This window comes from Mesobacillus jeotgali (assembly GCF_900166585.1).
Taxonomy (GTDB): domain Bacteria; phylum Bacillota; class Bacilli; order Bacillales; family Cytobacillaceae; genus Mesobacillus; species Mesobacillus jeotgali_A.
Genome location: NZ_FVZC01000006.1, coordinates 65,869 through 74,000, shown reverse-complemented (window position 1 = coordinate 74,000; position 8,132 = coordinate 65,869). Strand labels below are relative to the sequence as shown.

Annotated in this window: 9 protein-coding genes and 11 tRNA genes; 1 reads left to right on the top strand and 19 read right to left on the bottom strand. The window is 43.9% G+C overall.

All coding sequences use genetic code 11. The features are described 5' to 3' along the window. Nucleotides 1–132: 132 nt before the first annotated feature. From B5X77_RS01435 to B5X77_RS01380, 12 genes are all read right to left on the bottom strand, one after another. Nucleotides 133–206: transfer RNA gene (locus tag B5X77_RS01435), tRNA-Gly, on the bottom strand. 19 nt (nt 207–225) lie between these two features. Then, a tRNA-Pro gene (locus B5X77_RS01430) sits at nt 226–302 on the bottom strand. A gap of 17 nt (nt 303–319) precedes the next feature. After that, nucleotides 320–396, bottom strand: a tRNA-Arg gene (locus tag B5X77_RS01425). 63 nt (nt 397–459) lie between these two features. Further along, nucleotides 460–545, bottom strand: a tRNA-Leu gene (locus tag B5X77_RS01420). 59 nt (nt 546–604) lie between these two features. Beyond that, nucleotides 605–689, bottom strand: a tRNA-Leu gene (locus tag B5X77_RS01415). 64 nt (nt 690–753) lie between these two features. Beyond that, nucleotides 754–829 (bottom strand) — tRNA-Lys (locus tag B5X77_RS01410). 8 nt (nt 830–837) lie between these two features. Continuing rightward, nucleotides 838–912: transfer RNA gene (locus B5X77_RS01405), tRNA-Gln, on the bottom strand. A 7-nt stretch (nt 913–919) separates the two neighbouring features. Next, nucleotides 920–995: transfer RNA gene (locus tag B5X77_RS01400), tRNA-Asp, on the bottom strand. 26 nt (nt 996–1,021) lie between these two features. Further along, nucleotides 1,022–1,096 (bottom strand) — tRNA-Glu (locus B5X77_RS01395). A 15-nt stretch (nt 1,097–1,111) separates the two neighbouring features. After that, nucleotides 1,112–1,202, bottom strand: a tRNA-Ser gene (locus tag B5X77_RS01390). A 17-nt stretch (nt 1,203–1,219) separates the two neighbouring features. Continuing rightward, a tRNA-Asn gene (locus tag B5X77_RS01385) sits at nt 1,220–1,294 on the bottom strand. Nucleotides 1,295–1,425: 131 nt separating this feature from the next. Continuing rightward, nucleotides 1,426–1,902 carry a SprT family protein gene (locus B5X77_RS01380; RefSeq protein WP_079504377.1) on the bottom strand — a complete coding sequence of 159 codons (477 nt, stop codon included), beginning with the start codon at nt 1,900–1,902 and terminating at the stop codon, nt 1,426–1,428. A 94-nt stretch (nt 1,903–1,996) separates the two neighbouring features. Here B5X77_RS01380 and cmpA point away from each other — a divergent pair, with 94 nt between their 5' ends. After that, nucleotides 1,997–2,107, top strand: a complete 111-nt coding sequence (cmpA, locus tag B5X77_RS22950; protein WP_139378277.1) for a cortex morphogenetic protein CmpA — start codon at nt 1,997–1,999, stop codon at nt 2,105–2,107. Between the two features lie 42 nt (nt 2,108–2,149). On the opposite strand, the gene B5X77_RS01375 is transcribed toward cmpA, so the two are convergent. From B5X77_RS01375 to B5X77_RS01345, 7 genes are all read right to left on the bottom strand, one after another. Beyond that, complete coding sequence (locus tag B5X77_RS01375) at nt 2,150–4,312, bottom strand: Tex family protein (RefSeq protein WP_176167191.1); 2,163 nt, start codon at nt 4,310–4,312, stop codon at nt 2,150–2,152. Between the two features lie 167 nt (nt 4,313–4,479). Beyond that, nucleotides 4,480–5,076 carry a PP2C family serine/threonine-protein phosphatase gene (locus tag B5X77_RS01370; protein WP_079504373.1) on the bottom strand — a complete coding sequence of 199 codons (597 nt, stop codon included), beginning with the start codon at nt 5,074–5,076 and terminating at the stop codon, nt 4,480–4,482. Beyond that, entirely contained in the window at nt 5,073–5,867 is a 795-nt protein-coding gene (sigB, locus tag B5X77_RS01365; RefSeq protein ID WP_079504371.1) for an RNA polymerase sigma factor SigB, read from the bottom strand. Before sigB ends, B5X77_RS01370 begins: the two co-directional genes overlap by 4 nt. Beyond that, entirely contained in the window at nt 5,845–6,318 is a 474-nt protein-coding gene (gene rsbW, locus B5X77_RS01360; RefSeq protein ID WP_079504369.1) for an anti-sigma B factor RsbW, read from the bottom strand. Before rsbW ends, sigB begins: the two co-directional genes overlap by 23 nt. Then, a complete protein-coding gene (locus tag B5X77_RS01355) occupies nt 6,315–6,647 on the bottom strand; it encodes an anti-sigma factor antagonist (RefSeq protein ID WP_079504367.1) in 333 nt (110 codons plus the stop codon). The genes rsbW and B5X77_RS01355 overlap by 4 nt, the downstream gene beginning before the upstream one ends. A gap of 57 nt (nt 6,648–6,704) precedes the next feature. Then, a complete protein-coding gene (locus tag B5X77_RS01350) occupies nt 6,705–7,715 on the bottom strand; it encodes a PP2C family protein-serine/threonine phosphatase (RefSeq protein WP_079504365.1) in 1,011 nt (336 codons plus the stop codon). An 11-nt stretch (nt 7,716–7,726) separates the two neighbouring features. Continuing rightward, entirely contained in the window at nt 7,727–8,128 is a 402-nt protein-coding gene (locus tag B5X77_RS01345; protein ID WP_079504363.1) for an anti-sigma regulatory factor, read from the bottom strand. Between the last annotated feature and the right edge of the window lie 4 nt (nt 8,129–8,132).

Genomic DNA, 8,132 nt, shown 5'->3' with positions numbered 1-8,132 from the left:
AAACTCTCCAAAAAAGAGTTATGAGTTAGCTCATAAGTTAAAACGTTGGCTCATGTTCTTCTATAATAGAAGCCATGAATAATTTATTGTTTGTTGACGCTTGTTTGTTTAGTTTTCAAAGAACAATCATAATGGAGCGGGTGATGGGAATCGAACCCACTACATCAGCTTGGAAGGCTGAGGTTTTACCAGTAAACTACACCCGCGTATTATATTAGATGCTGATGGTCGGGAAGACAGGATTCGAACCTGCGACCCCTTGGTCCCAAACCAAGTGCTCTACCAAGCTGAGCTACTCCCCGTTATTAGAGAAAAAATATGGCGCGCCCGAAAGGAGTCGAACCCATAACCTTCTGATCCGTAGTCAGACGCTCTATCCAATTGAGCTACGGGCGCATATTGTTTTAATAACAACTTTTATATATTAACACAACCATTTGAGTGTGTCAATAACCTTTTTGGTGCGGCCGAGAGGACTTGAACCTCCACGGGGTTGCCCCCACTAGGCCCTCAACCTAGCGCGTCTGCCATTCCGCCACGACCGCATTAACATGACAGGATTAAATCTTAACTGATTCAAGTACATTAATCAATAGGTAATTAATGGTGCGGGTGAAGGGAGTCGAACCCCCACGCCTTGCGGCGCCAGATCCTAAGTCTGGTGCGTCTGCCAATTCCGCCACACCCGCATATTCAAATGTTCCGCCGAAGCAGAAGATAAGGAAGATTATTTTCGCTTGTGCGAAAAAATCTTGGTGAGCCATGAAGGACTCGAACCTTCGACCCTCTGATTAAAAGTCAGATGCTCTACCGACTGAGCTAATGGCTCAAAAAAAATGGCTGGGCTAGCTGGATTCGAACCAACGCATGACGGAGTCAAAGTCCGTTGCCTTACCGCTTGGCTATAGCCCAATAAAAATGGCGGTCCCGACCGGGATCGAACCGGCGATCTCCTGCGTGACAGGCAGGCATGTTAACCGCTACACCACGGGACCAATTGTGATTAAGTTGTGTTTCAAAATGGTGACCCCTACGGGATTCGAACCCGTGTTACCGCCGTGAAAGGGCGGTGTCTTAACCGCTTGACCAAGGGGCCATATATGAAATGTCCTGGCGGAGAAGGAGGGATTTGAACCCTCGCGCCGGTTACCCGACCTACACCCTTAGCAGGGGCGCCTCTTCAGCCTCTTGAGTACTTCCCCATACCTTTAAAACATAATGGCTCCGCAGGTAGGATTCGAACCTACGACCGCTCGGTTAACAGCCGAGTGCTCTACCACTGAGCTACTGCGGAATAGCAGCATTTCTTCTAGCTTTATTTCGTGCTGTTGTCTTATCGACTCTTACTATTATAGGGAGCAGCCCAGCAAAAGTCAACCATGTTTTTGATATTTTTTTGTTCACCTGAAAAAACACTCAAAAACCTTAATCTATAATAATTTCTTTCACTTTCACAAGCTTGCCGCGGCATTTTCCACAAACATATTTTGCAGTATTGATGGATCTTTTCCGGCGATAGTTCAACTCACAGTTACTGCATTGATAAATGATGAATTTCTGGCTTCTGGACCTTCGTTTCTTTTCCTCAGGCAGAGTAGAACAAAATCTCGGTGCACCTACTTGTTTCAATAATTTCCTAAAATCCTTGTCTCTGTGCTTGTAGCCTTTTCCCTCAAGATGAAGATGATAATGACAAAGCTCATGCTTGATAATTCCAATCAGCTCCTCTTTGCCAAGCTGCTCGAAATACTTTTTGTTGATTTCGATATTATGGCTATTCAGCATATATCTGCCTCCGGTTGTACGGAGCCTTGGATTGAAGAAAGCTTTATGCTTGAATCGTTTTTGGAATAAGTCATTGGAGATTTTACTAACGAGGTTTTGTAATTCTTGATCTGTCATTTGAAAACTCCTGCCTTTTTAGAAACCTGACAACCCATTATAGCATATATTAATGTTACCTTTTAGCGTACTTACTCTTAAGGAGGTAATGTTTATGCCTGTCTGGTTCCAGAATCAAATGAAACGAGCCTTCTATGAAAAAAATCGTTATCAAATCAAACTTTTAAATCAATGTTGGTTTTTTTATAGAAAGAAACAAGAGTAACGCAAAAAGACTGCAGTTTATACCGCAGTCTTTTGATTTAGTTTATTCTGGCTTCAGCATCGTCAAGGCGACGCGGCCTTTTTTCTGGTCTACACTGTCAACCCATACTGTTACCACATCTCCTACAGAGACAATGTCCAATGGGTGTTTTACAAAGCGATTGCTTAGTTTCGAAATATGGACCAGACCATCCTGTTTTACTCCAATATCGACAAAGGCTCCAAAATCAACAACATTTCGTACAGTCCCCTGCAGCTCCATGCCTGATTTTAGATCCTCCAGCTTTAAGACATCTTTCTTAAGCAGCGGCGCCGGCAATTCATCTCGAGGATCTCTTTCTGGCCGGACGAGAGCATCGATAATGTCTTTGAGTGTCAGTTTTCCTATCCCCAGCTGACCGGCTGTCTCGTCAATATTTATTTTTCCAAGAGCTTCTTTCAGGGCAGGTGTCCCTAAATCTGATGTTTTAAAGCCAAGACTGTCCAGCAGCTGCTTAACCTCACCGTAGCTTTCAGGGTGGATACCGGTGCGGTCTAGTGGTTCCTTCCCATCGATGACCCGAAGGAAGCCGATTGCCTGTTCATATGTTTTAGCACCTAGGCGCGGAATTTTCTTCAGCTGTGCACGGCTCGTGAACTTCCCTTCTTCTTCTCGCTTCTTAACAACGTTATTAGCAACAGTCTTGGATAGGCCGGATACATATTGCAACAGTGAAGAGGAAGCTGTGTTTACATTTACGCCTACCTGGTTAACAGCTGTTTCTACAACAAACGTCAGGGAATCGGAAAGTTTTTTCTGGCTTACATCATGCTGGTATTGACCTACCCCAACAGATTTAGGATCGATTTTAACGAGTTCTGCCAGAGGATCCTGCAATCTTCGAGCAATCGAAACTGCGCTTCTTTCCTCAACCTGATAGTTCGGGAACTCTTCCCGTGCAAGGTCAGAGGCAGAATAAACACTGGCACCTGCTTCGTTGACGATGAGATAGTAAATCTCTCTATCTAATTCCTTCAGGATATCCGATACGAATTGTTCCGTTTCCCTTGAAGCTGTACCGTTACCAATTGCGACCATTTCTACATTATATTCTTTTAGGATTTTGATGAACTTACCGCGGGCTTCAGTATTGTTGGCACCTGAAGTATGCGGATATATCACACCGATCGTTAAAACTTTCCCTGTTTCATCTACAGCAGCTAACTTGCATCCTGTACGGAACGCCGGGTCTACCCCAAGTACAACCTTTCCTTTTAACGGCGGTTGAAGAAGGAGTTTACGAAGGTTTTCGGAAAAAATATGAATTGCCTGCTCTTCAGCTTTTTCTGTCAGCTCATTCCTGATTTCACGTTCAATTGAAGGCTGTATCAGACGCTTGTAAGCATCCTCGACCGCTTCCGATACCGATGCAGCTGTAACAGAATGATTTTTGGATATCCATTTGCGCTCAAGGTAGCTCATAATCACATCTGTTTTTGGCTTGATTGAGACTCTTAAGAGCTCTTCTTTTTCACCGCGGTTCAGCGCGAGTATGCGGTGAGGAACCACTTTATTGACTGGCTCCGAGTATTCATAATACATCTCGTAAACATTTTTCTCATCCTGCTCTTTGTTTTTAACGGCCGATTCAATTGCGCCTGTTTTAAAGGTTTCATTCCGAATCCATTTGCGGCTGTCTGCATCATCTGAAACAATTTCAGCGATGATGTCCTTTGCGCCTGCAATTGCATCCTCGACAGATTCAACACCTTTTTCGTCAGATAAAAACTCCAGGGCTTTTTCTTCCAGACTGCCATTTACCGGGAAATCCAGCATCCATAGGGCAAGCGGTTCCAGGCCCTTCTCCTTTGCGACCGTTGCTTTCGTCCTTCTTTTTTGCTTATACGGCCGGTAAAGGTCTTCTACTTCCTGAAGCTTGATTGACTTCTCTATGTTCGCCTTAAGTTCATCTGTCAGCTTTCCCTGTTCCTCAATCAGCCTGATGACTTCTTCTTTTCGCTGCTCTAAGTTCTGTATGTATTGCCATCTTTCAACGATGTCGCGGATTTGTACTTCATCAAGGGCGCCTGTCATTTCCTTTCGGTAACGGGCAATGAACGGAACCGTGTTCCCTTCACCAATCAATGAAATAACGCTTTGCACCTGTTTGGCTGTTAACGATTGCTCTTTGGCAATGATCTTTACATATTGGTCTTGCTTATCCATTGTTTGAGTCAAGAGACAATCCTCCATAATCTTATTGGTATTTTTCGTCACTTTACTAGTGTACCAAAACTGGCGGATGGTTTACAGTTCAGGTTATGCAACCTTTCAGCCAAGCTTTTATCCTGCCTTTTGAATCCCTGTAAAAAAAACAAAAAGAAGTCCACCTGCTATAGTAGACTTCCCACAATAAAAGTTGCATCATCCATTGAGTTTGCGTATTCACTTTTGATTTGTTCGGCAATGGCACCTACGGAACGGTACCCCTTTAAGAGTGATTTCGCGCCGTGGATATCAAAACCGTCTGAATAGATCAGGAATTTTGAGTCCTGCTCGTAAACAAATCTTTGTGTGTGGAATACTTGCGGCTTCCCTGATAGATAGCCGGTGACTGGCAAAGGGTATGTTAATTTGCCGTTTGGCGCGTAGAGGAAGAAACGGATATTTCCAACGCAGCTGTATACGAATTGACGGCTTTCGAAGAAAACCTTGAAGATCGAGACAGCCGCTCCGCGTTTTTGCACCAGAATGTTGTTGCAGTACCGCATGAGTGTATCAACATCTTCATGATGGTGCTGTTCGACAACGGAAACGACCGCCGCAGATGCTTCATGCGCGTACTGTCCTGACCCCAGTCCATCTGCTACCACACAGACAAAATAATCATCGGTGGCTGTATAATAGTAACTGTCACCGCACTCTAATTTACCTTCTTTGATTGTCTGGTAAGCATAAAGTTCTATTTTGTCTTTGAACTGTTGGATCATGTAATGTACTCCGAATTGTTGTTTTCAGCATGGATCGCTTCTTGAAGCTTTTTAATGGCTCTTCTTTGAAGTCTTGATACATGCATCTGTGAAATACCAAGCTTGTCTCCGGCCTCTTTCTGGCTCAGGTTGTCAAGGTAGGTATATTGGATAATTAACTTTTCGCGCTCGCTCAGCACATGCAGTACTTTTTCAAGCACCATTCTCTGGTTGATTTTTTCATAGCCTTCATCAATGTTTCCGACGATATCCAACAGGGTGACTGTTCCGCCGTCGGAATCGGCTTCAATGGAATGGTCAACAGATAGTGCCTGGTAGCTTTTGCCCATTTCCATGGCTTCCAAAACTTCTTCTTCGGAAACCTCAAGTGCATCTGCAATTTCATCCACTCGCGGAGAGCGGTGCAGCTGGGTGGTCAAATCCTCGACGGTCGTCTTGATTTTTGGACCAAGCTCCTTTATCCTGCGCGGTACATGGACACTCCATGTTTTATCTCTTAAAAATCTTTTGATTTCACCAATAATGGTTGGTACGGCAAATGCTTCAAAGCTTTTACCGAATGTTTCATCATAACGGCGGATTGCTCCTAAAAGTCCAATCATCCCAACCTGGAATATATCCTCATGGAACGACCTTCCCTTTGAGTATTTTCTCGCGATTGTTTCGACAAGGTTTTGATAGTGAAGGACCAGCTCATTTTGGGCGTCTGCATCCTCATGCAGCTGGTAGGCTTTGATTAATTCATTAATCTCTTCTTTTGGCCTCTGCTTAGGTTGAGATTGTCTCTGCATCTCTCTCCACCTGCTCTCCTTCTCGGTACTTGGTCATAAAGACCGTGACGCCCTCTTTGTGATGGATACGAACCTCGTCCATCAAGGTTTCGATCAGATACAGTCCCAAGCCTCCTTCGCGAAGGAATTCAACGGAACTATTCTGGTCGTAAGGACCGAGCCCCTGACGCGCTGAATGGAAATCAAAGCTTTGGCCGTTATCTGCAACCATCACTTCAAGCTTGTCTTCATACAATCCAAACCCAATGATGACTTCGCCGTTTTCATTATTTTTATAAGCATGCTGCACAGCGTTGGTACAAGCTTCGCTGGTAGCGATCTTAAGATCTTCAATTTCATCATATGAAAAACCCATACGGCTCGCGATACCAGAAAGAGTCAAACGAATCACGCCTACAAACTCCGGTTTAGCCGGGATTTTCATCTCTATATAGTCAAATGACTGGTTCATTGCACTCCACCCTCAATCTGGCTGTTTATATCGATAATGTCGGCTAAGCCGGTGATTTCAAAAAGTCTTTGTAAACGTTCGGACAATCCGACGATTTTGAACTCGCCGTTATGTGCGCGTACGTTTTTGAATACTCCTACAAATACTCCAAGCCCGGTACTATCCATATAATTGACCTCTGAAAGGTCTACAACCATCTTCACGCCCTCTTTTTCGGACATAGGAAAAAGCTTTTCACGTAGCTGTGGAGCTGTATATGCATCAATTTCGCCGCTTACCTTAACTGCTAATTTTGATTCTGTTTCTTTTACATCTATCGAAATATTCATAAATGACCACCCTTTACAATTCAATTGCTCTTTTGATTTACCCGATACGGAACCTGATTAAACATCCCTTTTTAAAATGATCAAGGTAAAATCATCACGCAATTGGAAATGCTGAAGTTTTTCAAGTTCCCTAAAGATATTATTGACAATTTCCTGAGCATTTAAATGAATATATTTATTTATATATCCGATTAATGTTTCCTTCTCGATGAAACCCTCTTCCGTTCTGCACTCAGTCACTCCATCAGACATCAGGATCACCATATCCCCTGCATGAATTTCTTTTTCATACTGGGTATACTTCGTCCGCTTATCCACACCAAGCAACAAGCCCCTTGCTGTCAGCTCGGAGAATTCCTTCTTCTTGGAATCGTAATAGAAACCAGGCTCATGCCCTGCCGAAGCATAATAAAAGATATTATTGGAAGGATTGAACATTCCATAAAACATCGTAATGAACATACTTGGGTCAACGTTCTGCTCAACGACCCTGTTCAGATTCTCCAGGATGCTGCTTGGATCGAGCCGGTTTTCTGGCAGGCTGTCCATCGCATACTTGATCATGGACATACAAAGCGCTGCTGGGATACCTTTTCCGATTACATCAGCAATTGCGACACTTATATTGTCGTTTTCATCCTGGACAAAGTGAAAGTAGTCACCGTTCATATGTTTTGCTGGAACGCTGATTGCGCCAATATCGATTCCGGGAACGGAAGGGATATTTGTGCCTAGCAAGGTTTGCTGAACATTGGCGGCAATCTCCATTTCAGATCTTAATTCTTCCTGCTGGTGCCTTAAGCTCTGATGCTCACGGTAAGCAATACCATAGCCGATCATCACTTCGAGAAGAATATCAAAAGAGTGCATAATATCCTCTGGAAGTTCAGGATACATTTCAAGAAGCAAGCTTTTATGCAGGCTGATGATTTCTTCCGGTGCAATTTTGTGTTCAATTGACTTCCGGCTGAATTTCTGCCCTGCATACAATGCTTGTTCGGATTGCTCTTTAATATAATTGTCAAGTAAATCCCGATACTTTGATTCCATCATTTCTCGGAAATCCATACTGTTTCCCCCTAACGGAGCCATTTAGTTGCTCTGATCTGTGTTCCTTGACCTGGGCTTGAGTCTATGTCGAATTCATCCATAAGACGCTTTACCCCGGGAAGGCCGGCTCCAAGTCCTCCTGATGTTGAAAAACCATCTTCCATGACCTGGCGTATTTCTTTTATACCTGGGCCGCTATCTACTGCATTGATTCGCAATCCCGCTTTTCCGCCGTCATATAGTTTGTCGATGCAAATCTGTCCTTTTCCGGCGTACAAGTAAATATTCCTGGCCAATTCACTGATGGCTGTAGTGATTCTTGCCTGGTCAACTGTGCCGAACCCAAGCTCTTTCGCAACATTCCGGCCAAGCTGGCGCGCTGCCACGATGTCCCATTCATTTATAATCGTAACGCAGGATTGGATGTCCATTCAG